15 protein-coding genes are annotated in these 19,954 nt (G+C 74.6%); 5 read left to right on the top strand and 10 right to left on the bottom strand.

Annotated elements, in window-relative coordinates; genetic code table 11:
- Nucleotides 1-454: 454 nt before the first annotated feature.
- The 4 genes from ACFV7Q_RS24380 (at nt 455) to ACFV7Q_RS24395 (ending at nt 5,521) form a co-directional block, all read left to right on the top strand.
- Complete coding sequence (locus ACFV7Q_RS24380) at nt 455-2,575, top strand: phosphatase PAP2 family protein (RefSeq protein ID WP_385431401.1); 2,121 nt, start codon at nt 455-457, stop codon at nt 2,573-2,575.
- A 78-nt stretch (nt 2,576-2,653) separates the two neighbouring features.
- Complete coding sequence (gene ettA, locus ACFV7Q_RS24385; RefSeq protein WP_385431402.1) at nt 2,654-4,318, top strand: energy-dependent translational throttle protein EttA; 1,665 nt, start codon at nt 2,654-2,656, stop codon at nt 4,316-4,318.
- A gap of 7 nt (nt 4,319-4,325) precedes the next feature.
- Nucleotides 4,326-4,802, top strand: coding sequence for an acyl-CoA thioesterase (locus ACFV7Q_RS24390; protein WP_385431403.1), 477 nt, complete (start codon nt 4,326-4,328; stop codon nt 4,800-4,802).
- Complete coding sequence (locus ACFV7Q_RS24395; protein ID WP_385431404.1) at nt 4,799-5,521, top strand: hypothetical protein; 723 nt, start codon at nt 4,799-4,801, stop codon at nt 5,519-5,521. The genes ACFV7Q_RS24390 and ACFV7Q_RS24395 overlap by 4 nt, the downstream gene beginning before the upstream one ends.
- A 100-nt stretch (nt 5,522-5,621) precedes the next feature.
- On the opposite strand, the gene ACFV7Q_RS24400 is transcribed toward ACFV7Q_RS24395, so the two are convergent.
- Complete coding sequence (locus tag ACFV7Q_RS24400; protein ID WP_385431405.1) at nt 5,622-5,969, bottom strand: hypothetical protein; 348 nt, start codon at nt 5,967-5,969, stop codon at nt 5,622-5,624.
- Between the two features lie 399 nt (nt 5,970-6,368).
- Entirely contained in the window at nt 6,369-6,773 is a 405-nt protein-coding gene (locus ACFV7Q_RS24405; RefSeq protein WP_385431406.1) for a globin, read from the bottom strand.
- A gap of 141 nt (nt 6,774-6,914) precedes the next feature.
- On the opposite strand from ACFV7Q_RS24405, the gene ACFV7Q_RS24410 reads away from it, so the two are divergent.
- Nucleotides 6,915-8,039, top strand: a complete 1,125-nt coding sequence (locus ACFV7Q_RS24410; RefSeq protein ID WP_385431407.1) for a methyltransferase domain-containing protein — start codon at nt 6,915-6,917, stop codon at nt 8,037-8,039.
- On the opposite strand, the gene ACFV7Q_RS24415 is transcribed toward ACFV7Q_RS24410, so the two are convergent.
- The 8 genes from ACFV7Q_RS24415 to ACFV7Q_RS24450 form a co-directional block, all read right to left on the bottom strand.
- Nucleotides 8,020-9,054 carry an FHA domain-containing protein gene (locus ACFV7Q_RS24415; RefSeq protein ID WP_385431408.1) on the bottom strand — a complete coding sequence of 345 codons (1,035 nt, stop codon included), beginning with the start codon at nt 9,052-9,054 and terminating at the stop codon, nt 8,020-8,022. The genes ACFV7Q_RS24410 and ACFV7Q_RS24415 overlap by 20 nt on opposite strands.
- A gap of 54 nt (nt 9,055-9,108) precedes the next feature.
- The gene (locus ACFV7Q_RS24420; protein ID WP_385431409.1) at nt 9,109-10,434 is read right to left on the bottom strand and encodes a VWA domain-containing protein; all 1,326 of its coding nucleotides are present in this window, start codon (nt 10,432-10,434) and stop codon (nt 9,109-9,111) included.
- 55 nt (nt 10,435-10,489) lie between these two features.
- Nucleotides 10,490-12,211 carry a protein phosphatase 2C domain-containing protein gene (locus ACFV7Q_RS24425; protein ID WP_385431410.1) on the bottom strand — a complete coding sequence of 574 codons (1,722 nt, stop codon included), beginning with the start codon at nt 12,209-12,211 and terminating at the stop codon, nt 10,490-10,492.
- Nucleotides 12,212-12,220: 9 nt separating this feature from the next.
- On the bottom strand, nt 12,221-15,031 hold the full coding sequence (locus ACFV7Q_RS24430) for a tetratricopeptide repeat protein (RefSeq protein WP_385431411.1): 2,811 nt from the start codon (nt 15,029-15,031) through the stop codon (nt 12,221-12,223).
- The gene (locus ACFV7Q_RS24435; RefSeq protein ID WP_385431414.1) at nt 15,028-16,290 is read right to left on the bottom strand and encodes a hypothetical protein; all 1,263 of its coding nucleotides are present in this window, start codon (nt 16,288-16,290) and stop codon (nt 15,028-15,030) included. The genes ACFV7Q_RS24430 and ACFV7Q_RS24435 overlap by 4 nt, the downstream gene beginning before the upstream one ends.
- Before the next feature lie 71 nt (nt 16,291-16,361).
- Nucleotides 16,362-17,306 (bottom strand): glutamate ABC transporter substrate-binding protein, encoded by a 945-nt coding sequence (locus ACFV7Q_RS24440; protein ID WP_385431415.1) that lies wholly within the window; start codon nt 17,304-17,306, stop codon nt 16,362-16,364.
- A gap of 146 nt (nt 17,307-17,452) precedes the next feature.
- The gene (locus ACFV7Q_RS24445) at nt 17,453-18,859 is read right to left on the bottom strand and encodes a hypothetical protein (protein WP_385431412.1); all 1,407 of its coding nucleotides are present in this window, start codon (nt 18,857-18,859) and stop codon (nt 17,453-17,455) included.
- A gap of 215 nt (nt 18,860-19,074) precedes the next feature.
- Nucleotides 19,075-19,950 (bottom strand): N-acetylglucosamine kinase, encoded by an 876-nt coding sequence (locus ACFV7Q_RS24450; RefSeq protein ID WP_385431416.1) that lies wholly within the window; start codon nt 19,948-19,950, stop codon nt 19,075-19,077.
- Nucleotides 19,951-19,954 lie beyond the last annotated feature (4 nt).

Genomic DNA, 19,954 nt, shown 5'->3' on the forward strand with positions numbered 1-19,954 from the left:
CCGCCCCGGCGCGGCCCGTCCACCTCCGACACTGCCGGGTGGAGCCGGGCCGGCCCCCGGCGGGGCGTCGTCCCGCCCGGCACCGGCCCCGGCGGCGGCCCATGAGCCCGGCGCGCTTGGATCGGCTCGGCGCGGTCCCGGGTGGTAGCCCGGCCCGGCCGCGGCCGCATGAGGGCCGCCTCGGTGGCCGACGCGGGGCCCGGACCAGGCGCGGCTCGGTACGGGAGGTGGGCCGGCACGGTCCGGCGGGGTCCGGACCGGCGGGGCCGGCGAGGTCTGGGCCGGCCAGGTCTGGGCCGGCGGGGGCGCCGGACCCGGCGGGCCTGGTGGGGCCGGCTCCGTCCCGGCCCGGTGCGCGTCGTACGGCACTTCGGCCCCGGCACGACGCGGCGGGGGGTGGGTGCGCTGCTCCGGGCGGCTGGTTCCTGGGCGTGGTCCGGGGTAGGAGTGGGCCATGGGCGAGCACGAGCTGACCTTGCGGGGAGTCGCTGCGCGATGGGACCGGGCGCTCTTCGACGTAGTGGCCCAGCGGCACTGGCCCGGGGGCGAACGCGTGCTGCCGCGGCTCGGGAGGGCCGCGAACCACGGGCTGCTGTGGTGTGGGACCGCCGCTGTCATCTCGGCGTTCGGCTCGGCCACGGCGCGCCGGGCGGCGGTGCGCGCCGCGGGCTCGCTGGCCCTGGCCTCCGCGACGATCAACACCGTCGGCAAGTGGTCCGTACGTCGGGCCCGGCCGGTGCTGCACGGGGTGCCCGCGGTGCGGCAGCTCGCCACGCAGCCCATCACCACCTCGTTCCCCTCCGGGCACTCGGCGTCGGCGTTCGCGTTCACCACGGGGCTGGCGCTCCATTCCCCCGGCTGGGGTGCGGCGCTGGCGCCGCTGGCGGCGTCCGTGGCGTTCTCCCGCGTGTACACGGGCGTGCACTATCCGTCCGACGTGGTTGCGGGTGCGGCGCTGGGCGTTGCCGCCGGGTTCGTCGTACGCCGTCTCGCAGAACGGGTGGAAGGGGCCCGCGCCCGGCCCGGCGACGAACCCCCGGACGCCGACGCGCCGGCCCTGCCGGACGGAGACGGGCTCGTGGTCGTGGTCAACGCCGGGGCGGGCACCGCGGCGGCCGCGGTCGATGCCGTGAGGGACAGGCTGCCGAAGGCCGAGTTGATCGAGTGCGACGGTGCGCAGCTGGTCGGGGTGCTGGAAGCGGCCGCGTCCCGGGCCGCCGTGCTCGGGGTGTGCGGGGGTGACGGCACCGTCAACGCGGCCGCCACCGCCGCGCTGCGGGCCGGAGTGCCGCTGGCGGTGTTCCCCGGCGGCACGCTCAACCACTTCGCGCAGGACCTCGGCCTGAGGGGACTCGGGGACACGTGCCGCGCCGTCGCCGCGGGGCGCGCGGTCCGTGTCGCGGTCGGTCGCTTCAGCCCGGCCCCCTCCGAACCGCATCCGCCCGCCGCACCCGAACCCCCGACATCCCCGCCCGGCGCCGCTTTCCCGCCGGGCGCCGGTTACGCTCCCGGCGCGACGCACCCGCCCGAGCCGACGTCCCCGACCGCCCCGACGCCCCCACCAGGTCCGGGGCCCGCGCCGGTCCCGGCCCCACCGCTCGGTCCGGGGCCCCTGCCCGGTCCGGGGCCCCTGCCCGGTCCGGCGTCCCCGCTGGGTCCGGCGTCCCCGCAGGGTCCGGTCTCCCCGTTCGGCCCCGGGGCCACGCCCGGTCCGGAGCCCTCGTCGCAGCCGGTGTTCCCGCTCGATCCGGGGCCGCTGCCCCGGCCGGGGGCCCCGCTCGCTGCCGGGCCCCCGTCAGGGCAGGCGCCCTCCTCCGGGGCGACGGTGCCGGGCGGGCCCCTGCTCCCGGGCGGGGACGGCGGCACGGCGAACGGGGACCGCCCGGCCAGCGGCGCCGGCGACGCCGACGGCGGAGGGGCCCCTGCCGACGGCTCCGGCCGGGGCGAGGAGGCGCGGTACTTCCTGAACACCTTCAGCATCGGGGCCTATCCCGAGCTGCTGCGGTACCGGCTGCGCTGGGAGCCGCGGATCGGGTACCTGCCCGCCGCGCTGTTGGCCTCGTGGCAGGTGCTGCGCACCCAGCGCCCCGTGCGGCTCCGGCTGGCCGGACGACCCCGGAGCGTGTGGTTGCTGTTCGCCGGCAACGGCACCTACCACGGCACCGGCGCGGCCCCCCGTCGCCGTGACGGCCTCGGCGAGGCACTGCTCGACGTCCGCATTGTGAACGGCGGCGGCCGCCCGGGCCCCCGCCTCCTCGCCGCGGCCCTCGCGGGACCGCTCTCGCGTTCCCCCGTGCACACCGCCACCCGCCTGCGCAGCCTGCGCATCGCCGGGATCCCGCCCGGTACGCCCCTCGCGTACGACGGCGAGTACGCCCCGGCCCCCGGCTCGCTGGTCCTCGACAAGCTCCCGGCCGCGCTGACCGTGTACCGCGACGGTCTCCCGGCCTCGGCGCGGACGGACGGCCAGGCCCCGCCCCCGGCTTCCGGGGCCGTCGGGGTCCCCCGGGTCACCAGGGCCGTTCGCGGCCTCCGGAGGGCGTTCGGCGGCCGCCCGGGCCCCCGCCCCCGATGAACGGGTTTCCGCCCCGGGGTGGACGGCTGGCAGTATGGGGTGTATCTGCCCATCCATCGATCTGCCGGACGGTTTCTCTTGGCTGAGTTCATCTACACCATGCGCAAGACGCGCAAGGCGCACGGCGACAAGGTGATCCTCGACGATGTCACCCTGGCCTTCCTGCCCGGCGCGAAGATCGGTGTGGTCGGCCCGAACGGTGCCGGTAAGTCCACCGTCCTGAAGATCATGGCCGGTCTGGAGCAGCCGTCCAACGGTGACGCGTTCCTGTCGCCGGGCTACACCGTCGGCATCCTGATGCAGGAGCCCAAGCTCGACGAGAACAAGACGGTCCTGGAGAACGTCCAGGACGGCGTCGCCGTGATCAAGGGCAAGCTCGACCGGTTCAACGCCATCGCCGAGGAGATGGCAACGAACTACACGGACGAGCTCATGGAGGAGATGGGCAAGCTCCAGGACGACCTCGACCACGCCAACGCGTGGGACCTGGACGCCCAGCTGGAGCAGGCCATGGACGCGCTGGGCTGCCCGCCCGCCGACTGGCCGGTCACCAACCTCTCCGGTGGTGAGAAGCGCCGCGTCGCGCTGTGCAAGCTGCTGCTGGAGGCCCCCGACCTGCTGCTGCTCGACGAGCCCACCAACCACCTCGACGCCGAGTCGGTGAACTGGCTGGAGCAGCACCTCGCCCAGTACAAGGGCACCGTCGTGGCGATCACCCACGACCGCTACTTCCTCGACAACGTCGCCGAGTGGATCCTCGAACTCGACCGCGGTCGCGCCATCGCGTACGAGGGCAACTACTCCACGTACCTCCAGAAGAAGTCCGAGCGCCTCAAGGTCGAGGGCAAGAAGGACGAGAAGCGCCAGAAGCGCCTCAAGGAGGAGCTGGAGTGGGTCCGCTCCAACGCCAAGGGCCGCCAGGCCAAGTCCAAGGCGCGTCTGGCCCGCTACGAGGAGATGGCCGCCGAGGCCGAGAAGATGCGGAAGCTGGACTTCGAGGAGATCCAGATCCCGCCGGGCCCGCGCCTGGGTTCGATCGTCGTGGAGATCAACAACCTCTCCAAGGCCTTCGGTGAGAAGGTCCTCATCGACGACCTGTCCTTCACCCTCCCGCGCAACGGCATCGTCGGCGTCATCGGCCCGAACGGTGCCGGCAAGACCACGCTGTTCAAGATGATCCAGGGCCTGGAAACGCCGGACTCCGGCGACATCAAGGTCGGCGAGACCGTCAAGATCAGCTACGTCGACCAGGCCCGTTCCAACATCGACCCGAAGAAGACCCTGTGGGCGGTCGTCTCGGACGAACTGGACTACATCAACGTCGGCCAGGTCGAGATGCCGTCCCGCGCCTACGTCTCGGCGTTCGGCTTCAAGGGCCCGGACCAGCAGAAGCCGGCCGGTGTCCTCTCCGGCGGTGAGCGCAACCGCCTGAACCTGGCGCTCACCCTGAAGCAGGGCGGCAACCTGCTGCTCCTCGACGAGCCGACCAACGACCTCGACGTCGAGACCCTGTCCTCCCTGGAGAACGCGCTGCTCGACTTCCCGGGCTGCGCCGTGGTCGTCTCCCACGACCGCTGGTTCCTGGACCGGGTCGCCACGCACATCCTGGCGTACGAGGGCGACTCGAAGTGGTTCTGGTTCGAGGGCAACTTCGAGTCCTACGAGAAGAACAAGATCGAGCGGCTCGGCCCGGACGCGACCCGTCCGCACCGCGCGACCTACAAGAAGCTCACCCGGGGCTGAGTCGGCAATGGCTAGACACCACTACCGGTGCCCCCTGCGCTGGGCGGACATGGATGCCTTCGGGCACGTCAACAACGTCGTCTTCCTCCGTTACCTGGAGGAGGCGCGGATCGACTTCATGTTCCGCCTGGCGCCGGGTGAGGGCAGTGAGTCCTTCACGGGCGGCTCCGTCGTCGCCCGCCACGAGATCGACTACAAGCTGCCCCTCGTCCACCGCCACGAACCGGTGCTCATCGAGTCCTGGGTGACCCGGATCGGCGCCGCGTCCCTGACCATCCGCTACGAGGTCAAGGACGAGGCGACCGAGGACCGGCCCGAGACGGTGTACGTGCGCGCCGAGACCGTCGTCGTGCCGTACAACCTCGCCGAGGGGCGGCCCCGCCGCATCAGCGACGAGGAGCGCCGCTTCTTGGAGGAGTACCTCGACGAGCCCGCGCCTGCGGCGTCGTCCGCGAAGCGTTCCGAAGGGCGCCTGGCGGCATGACCGGGCAGCTGCGCTTCGCCGATTCCGGGGAGGCGGCCGACCTGGCCGCTTTCCTGGGCCGGCTGGTGCACTACGACCGCGCCGCCGCGGTCCGCCTGCAGGCGGGCGGCGGCGCGTTGGCCGTCTTCGGACGGCCGCCGTCGTTCGACGTCCTGGCCGTCCGCACGGTGCGGCTCGCCGCCCCCGTCGAGACACCGCTGGACGTCACCGTCTCCGCCGGTGAGCTGTTGGAATCGGTGGACGAGGGCTCCGCGGGCGCGACCGTGCCCGCGGCCGTGACCGGCCCGCCCTGGGCCGGTGTGCTCCCGCCCCGCGGCGGCTGGCGGCAGCTTCCCGGGCTGCCCGGCCCCGAGGCGATGCGGGCCGCCGTGGCCGGCGCGGTCGCCGAGTTCCGGGCCCGCGACGAGGCCCTGCCACCCCAGCACCGCACCCGGTCCGAGCGGGACCGGATCGGCCGCGACATCTGGTCCCGGAGGCTCGCTGACACCGAGCTCCCGTTGCGCGCCGTGCACGCCGCGCAGTCCTTGGGTTTCCTGCGTCCCGTCCGCTCCGTCGTCGCGGCCGGCCCCGCCGGGCCGGCGCCCGCGGCCGCCCCCGACCCGGTGGCACTGCTCGCGTCCGGCGGGTGGCTGCGGCTGCGCACCCCGTACGGCTCGATCGCCGTGCGCCGTCCGGGCGCTGCGGCCGGGCTGGGCGCGTTCCAGGTACGTCCCGTCTAGTACGGGCCGGAACGGCGGTCCGCCCGCCCCGCCGGGAGCGGGAGCGGGCGGATCGCGTGGTGCGTCGGTCCGGGTCGGTCCTGTCGGTCAGGGTCGCGGACTACGGGTTGAAGTTGAACGTGAAGTCCGCGGCGGTCACGGTGAACTCGCACATGAGGATCGTCCGTGAGGTGGAGTCCGAGACGTTCGAACACCACTCGAAGACCCTGTGCGGGACCGTCTCCTGGTACTTGTCCCGCCATTCGGTGCCGTCGCCGGCGTACGCGTAGCAGTACCAGATCGGGTTGACGGCCTTCGGGTTACCGCCGTAGACGATGACGCTCTCCTGGGGGGCGATCTTCCACCAGCCCTCCTTGAACCAGTTGCTGCTGGCGGAGCAGTTGGGCTGGTAGCGCTCGACCATCGCCCAGATTTCGCGCTCGTAGTTGTTCTTGAACCTCAGCGGCATGGCGTGGCCTCCTACTCCCCGCCCGGCTGCCTGCGGGCAGCGGGGCTTCCGTCGGACCGGGTCAGAGCCTCTTTCGGGCTCGAATTGTCCGTCCGACCGGGGGGAGCGCCCGACTGGCCAGCTGCCAGGGCACGCTCGAACGCTTCCTCGTCCGCATCGGTCTTCGGATGCACCGTTTCGGTCGTCTCCTCGGACATGGGACCTCCAATCTCCGTCGGTCTGGTCCGGCGGAAAGGTTCCCGGGAGGAGGTGCCGTGTACCGGGAGTCGCGGTCCCGTGCCCCGTACGGGCCCGGCGCGGGCGCTCGCACGGGGGCTCTCGTACGGCCGCTTGCACGCGCCGCTGCACAACGCGGGCGACAGCCTGGTACGGGCGCGGGCGCGCGGCGGTCGGGGTCGGTCAGTCCGCGGTGTTGACCATCGACGCGGCCGCGTACGTCAGGTACCGCCACAGCTGCGCCTCGTGCTCCGGCGACAGGCCCAGCTCGTCCACCGCCACCCGCATGTGAGAGAGCCACGCGTCGTGCGCCGCCGCATCCACGCGGAAGGGGGAGTGCCGCATCCGCAGGCGCGGGTGTCCCCGGTTCTCGCTGTACGTGTTCGGGCCGCCCCAGTACTGCATCAGGAACAGCGCGAACCGCTCCTCGGCCGGTCCGAGGTCCTCCTCCGGGTACATCGGGCGCAGCAGCGGGTCCTGCGCCACCCCCTCGTAGAAGCGCCGGACCAGACGGCGGAACGTCTCCTCGCCACCCACCTGCTCGTAGAAGGTCTGCTCCTGAAGCGTGTCCTGCGGAATCTCATTCACCCGACCATCGTCTCAGACACCCGGACGGAGGACGGAGGTCTTAGGACTCCCACGGGCTCCGGCGGACCGGCGTCCGTCCCGTGTCAGACCTGCGGCGGACCACGGTTCGCCTCCCGGGGGTCGCCGCAGGACAGTGGACCCATGGGCGCACACTCCCCGCGGTCCGCGCGGTCCGAGCAGCCCGCGCACGACGGGGCGCGGGACCTGCGGGCCACCGCGCACGCCGCCCAGGTGCACGAGCTGACCGCGGCCGGGGTACTGGAGGACCCGGCCTGGCGGGCGGCGTTCGCGGCGGTGCCCCGGCACGTCTTCGTCCCCTGGTTCTTCACCGGCCGGGGCGCCGGTTACGAGCGGCTGTGGGGCGAGGACCCGGACCCGGCCCACCGGGCCCGCTGGCTGCGCGGGGTCTACACGGACGCGCCGCTCGCGACCCGGCTGCGTGACGGCGAGCTGGTGTCCTCCAGTAGCCAGCCGTCCCTGATGGCGAAGATGCTCGACGCGCTCGACGTGCGTGACGGGGACGCCGTGTTGGAGATCGGCACGGGCACCGGCTACAACGCGGCCCTGCTCTGCCACCGCCTCGGCGACGACCACGTCACCACGGTCGACCTGGACGAGGAGATCACCGAATCCGCCCGGTCCCACCTGGCCCGGCTCGGCTACCGGCCGACGGTGGTCACCGGGGACGGGGCGCGCGGCTGCCCCGCCCGGGCTCCGTTCGACCGGATCCTGGTGACCTGCACGCTGCCGACGATCCCGCTCGCCTGGCTGGGCCAGTGCCGGCCCGGGGCACGGATCCTGGCACCGCTGTCGACCGGCCTGATCGCCCTGCGCGTACGGGACGCCGACTTCGCGGAGGGTCGCTTCCTGCACACCGCGGCGTACTTCGTCCCGCTGCGCGGGGCCACCGCCGCGGCGGCGCCCGCCCCGGGAGTCCGGTCCGGTTCTGGTTCCGGTTCCGGGCCCGGGGCAGGTTCGGGATGCGGAGCGGCGGGCGGGGCGTGGACCGCGTACGGGCTTCCGTACGAACTGGTGGACAACGAGCGGTTCCAGTTCATGCTGATGCTGACCGCCGGCGCCCTGCACCCCCGCGAGGCCCTGGACCTGTGGCGCGGCGAGGGCCGGCCGGCCAGGGAGCGCTTCGGGGTGACGGTGAGCGCCGAGGGGCAGTGGTCGTGGCTCGACGACCCCCAGGGCCCGTACGTGTGGCCCCTGGGGGAGACGGACGGGCCCGATGCGGCCGGGGTCAGCTCCGGCGGATGGTGATCGTGGTCCAGGCGCCGACGTGGACGCGGTCGCCGTCGCCGAGCGGGACCGGCACGTAGGGCTGGATCGGGTCCTCGCCGCCGTTGATCGTGGTGCCGTTGGTGGAGTTCTGGTCCACCACCGCCCAGCTCAGGTCGGGCTGCTGGACGAGCACCGCGTGCTGGTGGGAGACGCCCGGGTCCTCCGGCGGCACGGACAGGTCGATGTCGGGGGACTCGCCGGTGGAGGCGCGGCGGCGGCCGATGGTGATCTGGCCGCCGGTCAGCGGAAGGTGCTGCTCCGGGGAGTAGGCGGGCAGGCTGAGGGCGGCCGCCTCGGGGCCACTGCGCTGCATCATCGCCAGGAAGTACGAGCGGTCGGGGCCGATCGTCGCCGTCCAGGAGCCGCCGCCCTGCACGGGGAACGGCTGCGGCTGGTGCGACTGCGACTGCGACTGCGGCTGGTGCTGCGCCTGGGACTGGTGCTGCTGGTGCTGGTGCGGCACGTGCTGCTGCGGCTGGTGGGGCGGGTACCCGTTGTGCTGCTGCTGGTACTCCGGCTGCCGGTACTGCTGCTGCGGAGCCTGCGGCGCCTCGTGCGACGGCGGCTGCAGCAGCCAGTCGTCCTCCCGCTGCAGCGGCTCGGCCGGCCGGTTGACCCGCGACGGCCGCGAGCCCTGGTAGTCGAAGGGGTCCTGCGGGAAGGGCGACGGAGCGGGGGCCGGCGGCGGGGGCGGCGGCACGGCGGCCCCGGCCGCCTCCTGCCCCAGCGGGGAGTACGAGGTGGCCGACCGGGTCAGGAAGTTGTACCGGCACTCCTCGCAGAAGGGCGCCATGGCCTCGCGCGGGGTCCGGCACTGCGGGCAGAGCTCCGCCTGGGCGGTCGGCTCACCGGTGGTGGGAGGGTAGCCGTAGCCGTAGGAGGGCGCGGCGGACGCCGCGGACGCGGGCGTGCCCTGGGCGGCAGACATGCGGTGGCCGCAGACCTCGCACCAGTCGTCGGAGGCGGACTGGTGCCCGTTCGGGCAGGTCGGCATGGCGGCTCTTCCCCCTTCAGCCTGCGCCATCGCGTCAGGCCTGCTCAGGTCTTCTCAGATCTTCTTCACTCGGACGGTCTGGATCGAACGCGTTTCGAGAGTCATCTCGTCGGCATCCGCGACCTTTGCCTTCAGCCGCACAGTACCCGCCGCGGCGTCGACCACATCCACCACCTTCGCCAGCAGCCTGGCCGTGTCCGCGTTCCCGGAGACGCTCGCCAGCTGCACCGCTCGCCCCAGCTTGGCCGTGGCACCGCCGACATCGCCCAGTTTGCGTGCTTGGAGGCCCTGTTGGATAGCCTGCGCCAGCTCCGCTTGTCCGGTGTAGTGGGCGACCTGCGCGTTGATGGCGGTGGAGGCGGCCGGATCGGAGGTCCACACCGCCCGGACCAGCCCCTGGCCGAGCACGGTCGGCTGACCGCCGGGCGGGCCGGGCAGGACCATCGACGCCCGGGCCGCGAGCATTTCCTGCCCCACCGCCGCCGGCGGTACGCGGACGCACACGTGGTACTCGCGGCACTCGTCGCCCCACGAGCCGGTCGGGTAGTCCCCGGCACGCGGGCCGGCCCCCGTGCGGCGGCCGGTGAGGTCCTGGACGGCGGGGGCGACCTGCTTGACGTACTGGATCTCCGCGCCGACCGGGGTCCACAACCGCAGCGCGACGTCCGCGACCTCCTTGCCCATGACCTTCTCCATCATGCGCGTGAAGTCCTCGGTGAGCCGAGCCGGATCGGCCACGATGTTGGCGGACCCGAGCAGCGCGTTCGCGATGCCCATGACCTCCTTGACCTCCCAGTCGGTGCCGACCCCGCGGGCGTCGCAGGTGAAGCGGCCCGCGCAGGCGTCGAGGGTGGCGCGCAGCACGGCCGGGTCCTCGTGCTCGTTGCGGCCGTCGGTCAGCAGGATGCCGTGCCGGATGGGCGCCGCGGATCCGCGCAGCAGGCCGTCGGCGAGGCGCAGCCAGGTGCCGATGGCGGTGCCGCCGCCCGCTTCGAGGCCGTGCAGGGCCTCCTTGGCCTCCGTGCGGGTGACGGGGCCGGCGACGGCGAGGCGGCCCCTTCCGGGGTAGACCTCCTTGGCCACGTGGGTCCCCGCGATGACGGCGAACGAGGTGCCGTCGCGCAGGGTGTCGATCGCGGCGGCGGTGGCCTCGCGGGCGCCGCGCATCTTCTCCGGCGGGTACTCCATGGACCCGGAACAGTCGACCATGATCACGACGGCTGCCGGGTCGCGGCCGACCGCCGCACGGGTGGCGGTGGCACCACCGGTGGAGGTCACCGTGACGATGGCGTGGACCTCTCGCCCGCCCTCGGGAAGGAACTCGTTCTGGTACACCTCCACGCTGAAGCGCGGGGCGCTCGGCTTGGCGAAGTTCGCCATCGGGGGGACTCCTAGAGCAGGGGCGGGGGAGCGGGTCGGCTCCGGCCCGGTCGGGTCATGCCTGGGGGCGTGCCGCTTCCGCTTCGGGTGCCGCGTCGGTGCGTGCGTCCGGGCCCGCGTTCGTGTCCGTGTCCGTGTTCGTGGTCGTGTTCGCGTCCGTGCGGGCGGTACCGGCTTCCGGCTCCCCGCCGGGCGGCACCGTGAACGGCACCACGGCCACGGTCACGTTGTCGTGGCCGCCGCCGTCAAGGGCGTGCCCCACGAGGACCTGCGCGCTGTGCAGGGGGCGGAACGCTGCGTCCGCGGGCAGGACCCGGGCCATCTCCAGCGCGGACTCGGCGTAGTTCCACAGGCCGTCCGTGCAGACGACCACGACACCCGCGTGGTCCGGCTTGAAGGTGGCCGTGTGCGGCTCCAGGTCGTACGCATCCGCACCGAGCCAGCCGGTGATGGCGTGCGCACGGACGTCGGCGTACGCCTCGGCCTCGCCCATCAGGCCCGCCGCGACCATCTGGGCGGCCCAGGAGTCGTCCTCCGTCAGACGGCGCGGGAGCGCGCTGCGGTCGTCCGGGACCCAGTAGGCGCGGCTGTCGCCGACCCAGCCGATGGTCAGCAGGCCGCCGCAGACGACCGCGCCGACCAGGGTGCAGGCCGGGGCGTTCTGCGCGCCCGGGACCTCCGGGGCCAGGGCGGTCACCGCGGCCGCCGCGGCCAGGATGGCCCCGTGCATGGCCTCCTGGGGGTGGGTGCCGCGGGGAAGGGCGTCCAGCAGGGCCTCGTTGGCCGCGGCGGCCGCCGCGGCCGATGCGTCGTCGGGGCGGCTGGCGGAGGAGACGCCGTCGCAGACGATGGCCACGGTGGCCGTGGAGCCGTCGGCCAGGGCGGTGGCCGCCACGGCGAACGAGTCCTCGTTGCGGTGGTGGCGCAGCCCGCGGTCGCTGACGGCGGCGACGCTGCCGAGCGCCTCCTCCACGTGGTCCCGCTCCCGGGGCTGCGCGTGCCCACAGTGCTCGCAGTACCCGTCCGTGTCGACCCGCCCGGCCCGACAGGCGACGCACGTCTTCCCACCGCTGCCCTGCGGGGTGCCGGTCCCCTGCGGGGCGCTCGTGCCGTACGGGTCCTCCCGGCCCGCGGGCACGCCGCCGTACGGGGCTTCGGGCGCGGCCGGGGCGCCGCCGTGCGCGGGCTCGCCGCCGCCTGCGGGGCTGCCGTACGCGCCCTCCGGGCTGCTGCCGTACCGGGGCTCCGGCGCCGGCGCGGCGGCGGGGTACGGGTCTTCGTGCCCGACCGCCGGGGTGTCGTACGGGCCCTCCCGTCGGGCGGGAGCGCTGCCGTAGGGGGACCCGTCCGCGCCCCAGGGCGCCATGCCCCCGCCGGGGCGGTCGTGGCGGGTCTCGCCGCCGCCGAACACCGCGCCCTGCGGCGCCTGTCCCGCTCGCGAGGAGGACCAGGAGGCGGCGGCCGCGACCCCGCCCCACACGGGTTCGGGGTCCGCGAGCGGATACCCGTCGGCCGGCCCGCCCGCCGCCGGTACCTCCCCGCCCGCCGCGACGGCTCCGGCTGCCGGGGACGGGGCGGGAACGGTGGCGGGCCTCCCCGCGCCCGCTGCGGCGGGACCGCCCGGCGGGGTCGCCGCCGGGGCCGGGAGCGCGAGCGTGGGCTGGTCCGGGGGGAGGGGAGGCGGGTACGCGCTGACGGGGGAACCGCAGACACCGCAGAAGCGGTCACCCTCCTCCAGGGGCTCCGTGCAGCTGGGGCAGCCAGACAGCCGATGCATCGACATCAATCACACCCACGTCCGGGGGCGGAAACGGTTGGCCCGCTCCACCAGTTCGATCCTGTCCTCGCCCCGCTGCGCCAGCCGCGCGAGGACGCGGTACGAGCGCTCCAGGCCGAAGCGCAGGCCCTGCTCGTCCAGATGACTGCCCAGCAGCGTGGTGCGACCGGGGTCACTGCCCCGGCTACCCGACAGTACCCAGTCCAGGGCCGAGCCCAGAACCTCGGTCGACAGCCGTTCGCGGCGCACGGCGTCGAGACCGAGCCGCTCAAGTGCCTCCACCTGCACGGCAGCTGCCGTCAGATCAGGCAGCAGCTCCTCCTCCGGAGACCGGTCGCGCAGACGTGCCCGTACCGCTGCCACCCGTGCGGCGGTGTAGTGGATGGACGACTCCGGTACGGATTCCAGCGTGCGCACCGCAGCAGCCCGGTCGCCGGTGGCCAGCTGGACCCGGGCCAGACCGAAGGCCGCGCCCACGAAGCCCGGGTCGGTGATCCAGACGAGCCGGTAGTACTCGGCGGCGTTGTCCAACTGCCCCAGGACCTCGGCGCACAGACCGAGGGCGAGCTTCGGCGCGGGCTCGCCGGGGAAGGCGTCGTAGATCGCGTCGAAGGACAGGGCGGCGATGGCGTCGTCGCCGGCGGCCAGCGAGGCGATGCCGCGTGCCCACACCACGCGCCAGTCGTCCGGGTGGCGGGCCTCCAGGTCCGTCAGGACGGGCCCCGCGGCGTCCAGTTCACCGAGCTCCAGGTGCGCCCGTAGTGCCCGCAGCCGCAGTTCGGCCGAATCGGCGGGCGCCGAGCCGAGGGCGGTCAGCAGGTCGGCCGGGGCGGACGCCATCAGCCCGGCCAGGAACCCGGCATTCAGGTCGCCCGCGTCGACCAGCGGCACCGGCAGCGCCAACGCCATGTCCCGGGCGTCCAGCTGCGCCAACCGGGTGAGCGCGAGCAGCGCCGGGGCCGGGGCGGCGGGAGCGGCGGCAGGCGCCGCAGAGGGCGCGGGGACCGGTGCCGACCTCGGCGGGGGCACGGGCAGGGACGCGGACCCCGGAACGGGCGCGGGCACGCCGCCCCCGCTGCTGCGCCGGGTCGCCTCGGAGCCCAGCGGTGCCGCCGTGACGGGGGACCCCGCCGCGGGGGCCCCCGCAGACGGCGTCCCGGGAGCAGCAGCCGCCACCGCCGGGGAGGCGCCGGACCGGTGGGCCCGGGCGCCCCGACCCGCCCTGCCGAGCCGGGCGGACCAGCCGGCTCCGCCGGCCCTGCGCCCCGTCACCTCCCGGACGCCCAGCCGGGACACCTCCGCACCGGCCAGGTCCGCGAACAGCCGCGTGTCCGGAACCCGCGTCTCGGGCCCGAACAGCGTGGACAGCTGCGGCCTCGGCGTGCCCGTCTGGAGGGCGACGACCTCGCGCAGCACGCCCGTCAGCTGGTCCGCCATCTCCTGCGCGGACGAGAAACGCCGGTCCGGGTCCGGATCGGTCGCCCGCACCAGCAGCCGGTAGAAGGACTCGTACCGCTGGAACACCTCGATGTGCTGCGGATCCGGCAGCGAGTCGGCGAAGACGTTCGTGTACCCCTGGAAGTCGAAGGTGAGGACGGCCAGCGTGCGCGCCACCGTGTACAGGTCGGAGGCGACGGACGGGCCGAGCTCGGCCACCTCCGGCGCCTGGTAGCCGACCGTGCCGTAGATGGCCGACTGGTCGTCGTCCATCCGGCGGACCGCGCCCATGTCGATCAGCTTCAACTGGTCCTGCTGCTGGATCGCGTTGTCCACCTTGAAGTCGCAGTACAGGAGGTTGCGGCTGTGCAGGTGCCCGAGGGCCTCCAGGGCCTCGATCCCGTAGGCGCAGGCATGCTCGACCGGTAGCGGGTCGCGGCGGCCGTCGGGCCGGCGCCGCTCGTTCGCGATCTCCTTCAGGGACTTGCCGCCGACGTACTCCATGACGATGTACCCGTCCAGCGAACCGGTCCGCTGGTCCAGGTGCTCCACGAAGTTGTAGATCCGCACGATGTTGGAGTGCTCGATCTCGGCGAGGAAGCGCCGCTCCGATATGGCGGCGGCCATCGCGTCCTGGTCCCCGGTGTCCAGCAGGCCCTTGAGCACCACCCACCGGTCGGCCACGGCCCGGTCCACCGCCAGGTACACCCAGCCGAGGCCGCCGTGCGCGAGGCAGCCCGCCACCTCGTACTGGCCGTGCACGACGTCCCCGGGGCGGAGCTTGGGGACGAAGGAGTACGGGTGCCCGCACTTCGTGCAGAACCCCTCCGTCCGGCCCGGCCGGTCCCCGCGGGCCCGGCCCACCGGAGCCCCGCAGTCCGACCGCGAGCAAAACCGCTTGCGCTCCGGCACCTCCGGGTTCTGCAGCACCGCCGTCGACGGATCCGGGCGCGGCACCTCCGGTACGTTGACCAGCCCGGCCCCGAGCCTGCTGCGGCCCGAGGAGCCGGCCGACGAGCCCGAACTGCGCACCGACACCGATCGGGTCGACCCGACCCCCGGCAGCCGGCCCGACACCGAGCGCCGCGAGGACGAGGACCGCGAAGACCGGGAGGAACGCGAGGACCCGGAGGAGCGGGAAGAGCGCGCCGAGGACGACTGCGACGAGGACCCCGGACGGCCCGATCCCTGCGAGCCCCGCGGGTCGGCGTGCCGTGCCGGGCTCGTCATCCCCGTCGGCGGCGACACCAGCTCCTCCGCGCCCGCGGCGACGGCGCCGACGGGCGCCAGCCCGCACGTGTCGCAGTACAGACCGCCGCCGCCCATGTCCTCGTACGACCCCGGGCACCCGGGGCGTACGCACGCGGTTCCGGCCAGGCTCATGCGTCGTCCTCCTCAGCCGGCCCCGCGGGCCGGTCCTGCTGCGGTGCCAGTGACTCGGCGGCCGCCTGCTGGTAGCGCAGCACGGCCTGTTCGGCGGCCCGCAGGTCGCACGGGGCGCTCCACAGCATCCGTCGGGCCGTGTCGTACCGCTCGATCAGCAGGGGGTCCTCCGCCAGGCCGAGGCGGGCCACCTTCGCCCGGTACGCGTCCAGCCGCCCGCGGAGCTCGGCCCGTACCGCCAGCGGTGCCGTCACCGCGGTCAACGAATCGCGCGCCCGTCGCAGTTCCTCCTCGGCCCGCTCCTCCAGCGCCTCCAGCAGCGGCGAGAGCCGGTGCCAGCGGGAGTTGCGCCGGTGGTCGGAGGCGAGCGCCAGCTGCTCCTGCAGTGCGGTCGGCGGCCCGCTCACCACCGGGACCTCCGATGCCGCGATCTTCGCGAGCACCTCGGTGCGGGCCGTGCGCGCTTCCGCGAGGGTCCGGTCGGCCCGCGAGAGCACGTCCCGCAGGCTGATCAGCCGCTGCTCGGCGTCCTGCCGGACGGCCAGCACCGCCTCGACCTCCCGGCGCACGTCCTCCAGCGCCAGCGCGGCCCGGTCGTAGCGGGTGGTGTCCGGGCGGCCGCAGCCCGGCGCGGAACTGCCCGCCGCGGGCTGCCAGAAGGCCAACGGGTCGGCGATGACCCGGGCGCGGAGCTCGGTCAGTTCGGCGGTGATGGCCTCCAGGTCGTCGCCCGACGGGTGTTCGCCCGGGCGGACCCCGACCGAGTGGGCGAGCGAGCGGGTGCGGCGCAGCTCCGCGGAGAGCAGGTCGATCCGGGCGGGCAGCGCCGACCACACCGCGTCGGCGGCCACCACCACGTCGAGGGAGCTCGCGTACAGCTCGTTCATCCGGGCGAGCAGTGCGGCGAGCGAGAGCCGCTCCGCCAGGGCCGCGCCCTCCGCCGCCGCTCCCGCGATCAGCACGCCGGGCCCGCGCAGCCGCTCGGTCAGCTCGACCAGCTCCTCGCGGGTGGGCCAGCGGCGCCGCTCCCGGATCTCCCGGGCGGCGTTCAGCGCCCCGCTGTAGGCGTCGAAGTACGTCCACAGCCGGGTGATGGCGGCGTCGGCGGCCGCCCAGCGCTCCTTGGTGACCCCCGTCAGGTCGGCGCCCTCCAGCAGCCGGCGCCCGGCGTGGTCCTGGAGGGCGAGCAGCGAGGTCTCCACGGCCTCGTGCTCAGCGCCGAGCCGGGCCAGGGCGCGGTCGACGTCGTCCCGGTTCATCACGGCCGAACCAGCCTCCACGTGCCCCGTCCCCGCCTTCCTGCCGTCGGGTTCCCGCTCTGTCACCGGTCTCAGTCCCGGTACTTGGGTGCGGGCGGCCCGGCCACACCGGGCAGCACCGGCTTGAGGTGCGCGGTGTAGGCATGCATCCAGGGGCTGCCGTCGCCGCCGGCGCGGTAGCCCTCCAGCACCTTGTTGACCCGTCGCACCAGGTCCGTGGCCCCCTTGTTCATGGCCACCCCGTAGAACTCCTTGGTGAACGGGGAGCCGACGAGCCGCACCGACGGGTCCTGCGCGGCCTGGCCGGCGGCCAGCGCGTTGTCGGTGACGATGCCGTCCACCTCGCCGAGCTGGAGCCGGACCAGGCAGTCCAGCTGGTTGGGGACGAGGACGGGCACCGCGCCGTAGGACTGGCCCTTCAGGGCGGCTTCGGCGGTGGAGCCCGCGGCGGTGCAGATCCTGCGGCCCTTCAGCGAGGTGTCGTACCCGGTGATCGGCGAGCCCTTGGGGGCCAGGACCTGCTGCCCGGCCTCGAAGTAGGCGGTCGAGAAGGCGACGTCCTCCAGCCGCTTGCAGTTGATGGTCATGGTGCGGACCACGACGTCGACGCGGCCGTCCTGCAGTGCGGGGATGCGCTGGCTGGTGGGGATCGCCCGGTAGATGACGGCGTTCTCGTCGCCCAGGATGTCCTTGGCGATGGCCTTGACCAGGGCGATGTCGAAGCCGTCGAGGCGGCCGTCGACCGGGTTGCGGTACCCCCACTTGAAGCTGTTCTGGTCGACGCCGGCGACGAGCTTGCCCGCCTTGCGGATCCGTTCGATCGTCGGCCCGTCCACGCCGGACGGGCGGAGGCTGGCCTCCGGGTCCGGGCAGGTGTCGGTGAGCGTCCAGGGGGTCTGCGGGGCGGCCCGCACCGCGTCCGGCGCGCGGACCACGGCCGGGCGGCCGCCGTCCGGGGACGCCTGGGCCAGCGGCAGCAGCACCGTCGCCGCCGTCACCGCGCAGGCGGCGGCCATCGCGCTGACCCCGCCCCAGCCGCGCAGTCGGCCCGCCAGACGGCGCACCCGGGACGTGCGGGCACGCCCATCGGCCGGGCCGCCGCCGGCTCCGGCGCCCTGCCCGTCCCTGCGTCCGTCCTCGCTCACGAGTATCCGCATCGCTGTCACCTGTACTCCGAAAGCCGGCGCCCTATGCCGAGCAGGGCGGCGCCGGCGCCGACGACGGCGAGCGCCGCCGAACCCGTCATCAGGCCGCCCAGCGCGCCGAGCCCGTCCCCGGCCGCCAGGGTGAACTCCCGCTGCTCGTGGGCGAGGGCCTGCTCCAGCGAGGCGTCCACCCGGTCGAACGAGGCGCCGCTGCTGTCCTTGTGGTCCTTGTCGCCGATGACCTGGGGCAGCGCGTCCTGGTAGTCGCCCCTCAGGTCCGTCTCCCGGGCCGCCGCGTGCCGCTGCTTCCACTGCTGGACGGCGTCCGCCGCGCGGGCGACCGGCTCCCGGCCGGGGTCGTCGTCGGCGAGCTGCCGGGCCTTCGCCAGACCCGCTTCCAGGTCCTTCATGTTGGTCGCGAAATCCACGTCGTACTTGTCGGACTTCTTGTCCTCCGCCAGGACGGCGCCCCGCGCGATCAGCGTCAGGTTCTCGTTCGCGCGGGCCTGGAGGGCTGCGATCCGCGCATCGTTGAGGACCTTCAACGACTCCTGCCCGTCCGTGCGCGCCTCGGCCAGTGACGCCCGCGCCACCCCGTGGCCCACGGCCAACCACAGCAGCACCACCAACGAGGCGGCGGTCGCCGCGACGAGGCCGTGGTTGAAGACCCGGTTCGTGCGCCGGTAGTTGCGGTGCTGCGCCCACCCCAGCGCGGCCAGCGCGAGCAGCCCGGTCCCCAGCGAGGCCAGCGGTAGCGCGCGGGCGTCGGCGTGGTCCCGGTGGAGCCGGCCCGTCTCCGCCGCGTACAGCCGCTGCGCGGCCGGCAGGAGCTGGGTGCTCATCTGTTCGTTGGCGTGGCGCAGGTAGGCGCCGCCGAGCGGCAGCCCCTGCTTGTTGGTGGCCCGCGCCTGCTCTATGAGCCCGGTGTAGCGGGGCAGCTGCTCGCCGAGCAGCGCGATCTGCTTGCGGGAGTCCTCGTCCGCCGCGGTGTTGGCGGCCGCGCTCACCAGCAGCCGGGAGGCGTTGGCGATGTCCTCCTCGTACCGCTTGCGGACCTCGCGGGGCTCGTCCGCCCCGGCCAGGAAGCCACTGGAGGAGGCCGTGTCCGCGTCCGCGAGGGAACGGTAGATGCTCGCCGCGTCCGCGCTCAGCGGCTGGCTGCGGCCCACCACGTCGTCCGCGGCAGTGACCCGGTCGGACACCTCCCACACGGTCACCGCTCCGAACAGCAGCACCAGCGCGGCCAGTACGGCGCCGATGGTGCGGAGCCGGCCGGGCTCGGTCGTGGCGGCGGCACGCAGCCGCTCCACGCCCTCGGCCCAGGCGGTACCGGTCCGGACGGGGCCGTCCGGGGGTGCCGCGGGCGGCGCCGCGGCCGGCCCGGCGCCGCCGCCGGGCGCGTGCGCGCGTGATGTGATGGCCACCCTGACCTCCCCCTCGGTCCTGCCCCTCGGTCCTGAAATGCTTCGCAGCAGTATGGCGGGAAGGGCGGTCGATCACAGCACCCGGTGCCGGATCCCGGGTGATCCGCCCCCTGCGCGCGCCCCCCCGACGAGCCCCGCCTCCCCCACCACCCCTTCATCGTCCCTACGTCTTCCCAGCCGCCACGGTTCCAGACGCGGGACCGCCGCGGGCAGGTTCACCCGAAATGGGCACGCAGTTCCGCGTGGGCCGCGGGCGGCGCCCCCAACGCGTCCAGGCCCAGCAGCGCGGCCCCCAGCACCGGCGGGGCCGAGACCACCGACACCCGGGCCAGCGGCGCCCGTTCGGCCAGCCCCGCCCTGATCGGCCCGTCGAGCTGCGGATGCCCGGCGGTGAGCACACCCCCGCCGAGCAGCACCGGAGCCTCCTGCGCGAGCAGGTCCAGCCGGGTCAGGGCCACCGACGCCAGGGCCACCACCTCCGCAGCCTGCTGCTCCACCAGTGCGGCGGCCACCCGGTCGCCGGCCGCGGCCACCTCGAACAGCACCGGGACCAGCTCGTGGATCCGCCGCGGCGCCAGCTGCTCCAGGTGTAGCGCCTCGATCAGTGCGGCCATGGAGTCGAGCCCGAAGTGCCCCGGCAGCGCCGCCGCCAGCCGCGTGGGCCCGCCCCGGCCGTCCTCGGCCCGCGCCGCCCACCACAGGGCCTCCCGCGCCAGGCCGCCCCCGCCGCCCCAGTCGCCGGAGATCCGGCCGACGGACGGGAACCGGACGGTCCGCCCGTCGGGCAGCATGCCCACGCAGTTGATGCCGGCCCCGCACACCACCGCCACCCCGCGGGGTGGCTCGGCGCTCGGCAGCCCGGCCCGCAGGATCGCGAAGGTGTCGTTGCGGACCTGCGTGGCCGCGCCCCAGCCGCGGGCCGCGATCGCGTCGGCGAGCTGCTGTTCCTCCACGGGGAAGTCGGCGTTCGCCAGGCAGGCCGAGACCGTGTCGGCGTACGGGAGGCCGTCCGCGGCCTCCTCGCCCGCCCGGCCCGCCCCGGCCGCCGCGCCCGCCCCGGCCGCCGCGCCCGCCCCGGCCCTTTCACTTATACAC

The organism is Streptomyces sp. NPDC059851, from assembly GCF_042732005.1.
Taxonomy (GTDB): domain Bacteria; phylum Actinomycetota; class Actinomycetes; order Streptomycetales; family Streptomycetaceae; genus Streptomyces.